The organism is Endozoicomonas sp. SESOKO2 (assembly GCF_024606245.1).
GTDB lineage: Bacteria > Pseudomonadota > Gammaproteobacteria > Pseudomonadales > Endozoicomonadaceae > Endozoicomonas_A.
In genome coordinates, this window is sequence record NZ_JAHHPQ010000614.1 from 1 (window position 1) to 2,099 (window position 2,099).

Sequence of the window (2,099 nt, forward strand, 5' to 3'; positions counted from 1 at the left end):
TCCCAATGATTGGAATTGTCCTGCCTGATCTTCCAGTTTTGGTAACTTTGCAACATCGGCTTCCAGCTCTCCCTGCAACTCCGTTGCTTTCAGGATTGATAACCGATTCTCTTCCAGATTTGAGAGTATCTGTTGAATTTTTTTATGTTCCCGGGAGTCTCTATTTTGCAAAAAACGACTGAGCAAATGATCTCTGCCCTCTACCGTTCTGGCTGTTTCATAAATTTCATTCTGTCCAAGCACCTCTATATCTGGAAGCAGCTCCAAAGGAGAATGAGGAGAGATATTGCCTTGCTCATCTTTGACAACAGGCCTGTCACCATAGCGTCTGGAAACAGTAAACCACCTTCCCCCCATAGCAGCTGAACGCACTCTTAGTTCCACATGAGCTTTTTCTTTTGAAAGATTTTCCTTGACTATTTTTTCATGCAATTTTCTTGCTTCACTCATCACAGGCTCTTTTGCCAGTACAAAGCGGACACTCTCTATCAAAGTTGATTTTCCGGTTCCCCTGCCACCAATCAAAGCATTTAAATGATCGGCCAACCCAACTTGAACACCGTCAAGATAACCATTAGTAAACCGAATAGACTCAATGACAGAAGCATGATTTTCAGGAACATCGTAGTTCAAGCGCAATCTGGATTCCGGGTCAAGAAAAGCCTGCCTGAAAGACTGAAAACAGGGTTTGGTCATTTTGATAAGGCAACTTGCACTTTTCTCCCGCAGTTTCTCCGGCGCTTCAACATCTGCAGCATTAATCAAAGCCATAGGCCTATCACGTTGATACTGAGGACTCCTGTTTAACGCCACCTGATAATAAAAGCCATTCTCTGCAGGTTTAAGGTCATCAATTGTACCCGGTATCTGCACCGCTCGAAGTTTAGGATTTGTCCAGATATGATTCTGTCTGAGCTTAAGCACCCCATTATCATTGGTGCTATGGGCTGCAAACAAAACCCCTCCCAGTCTGTCTACTTCTTCAATTAAATGAGCTGAGCTTAGCTCAGAAGGTCTGGTTCCATCCTTGATATCAAGCAGCTTCAAACTACCAAGATATCGCTCCAGCACTTTAGAACTGGTTTTTTCTGAGAAAAGGCATACAAAGTGAACGTTATCATTGGCAGTGACCTCAAACCCTGGAAAAACAACAATGCCATGAGGTTCCACTTTTTCCCTGATTGCATCAATACTTTCAACCCGACCATGATCAGCAATCCCTAAAACCTTGATTTCTTCTTCCAGACAAACTTCTAAAAGCTTCTGATTGTACGCCTCTTCGTCCGTCGCAATATCCTGACCACGATATCGGATATAGTCGAAAGGATTCACCTGAAGCGCACATTTCCAAAATTTCGCCTTTGTGTATTGTTCAGGCATGCTAATGAGTTCCTCGACAGATCATGACAATAATGACCCCAATTACTCATCATCAAAATTGACATAGGCATCAGGAGCGAGATTCTCAAACCGGGTGTACTGACCAATAAAGGCCAATCTTACCGAGCCGATGGGGCCGTTACGCTGCTTACCAATGATGATCTCGCCAATACCCTTAAACTCGGTGTCCGGGTTATAGACCTCATCACGGTAGATAAACATGATAACGTCAGCATCCTGCTCAATCGCTCCGGATTCACGGAGGTCGGAGTTGACCGGACGCTTGTTGGGGCGTTGCTCCAGAGATCGGTTAAGCTGAGACAGCGCAATCACCGGTACGTTGAACTCCTTGGCAATGGCTTTCAGGGATCGGGAAATTTCCGAGATTTCGTTGGTACGACCTTCACTGAAACCGGGAATCTGCATCAGTTGCAGATAGTCGATCATAATCATGGCCATATCACCATGCTCACGCACCACACGACGGATACGGGATCGCATTTCTGAAGGACTGATACCAGCGGTATCATCAATGAACAGCTTTTTGTCCTTGATTTTTTCTACCGCTGAAACCAGCTTCGGCCAGTCGTCTTCTTCCAGCTTACCGGAACGCACTTTGCTCTGATTAATCCGCCCCAGAGAAGACAGCATACGCATCATCAGCTGTTGCAAAGTTACCAAAACTGGAAGATCAGGCAGGACAATTCCAATCATTGGGA

General features: G+C 45.2%; 1 protein-coding gene and 1 pseudogene. Both read right to left on the reverse strand.

All coding sequences use genetic code 11. The features are described 5' to 3' along the window. Positions 1-1,380 (reverse strand): annotated as a pseudogene (locus tag KDK17_RS15145) (hypothetical protein); the annotation flags it as partial. Positions 1,381-1,422: 42 nt separating this feature from the next. Continuing rightward, the coding region (locus KDK17_RS15150) for a replicative DNA helicase (RefSeq protein ID WP_257288422.1) at positions 1,423-2,099 on the reverse strand (677 nt) is incomplete at its 5' end.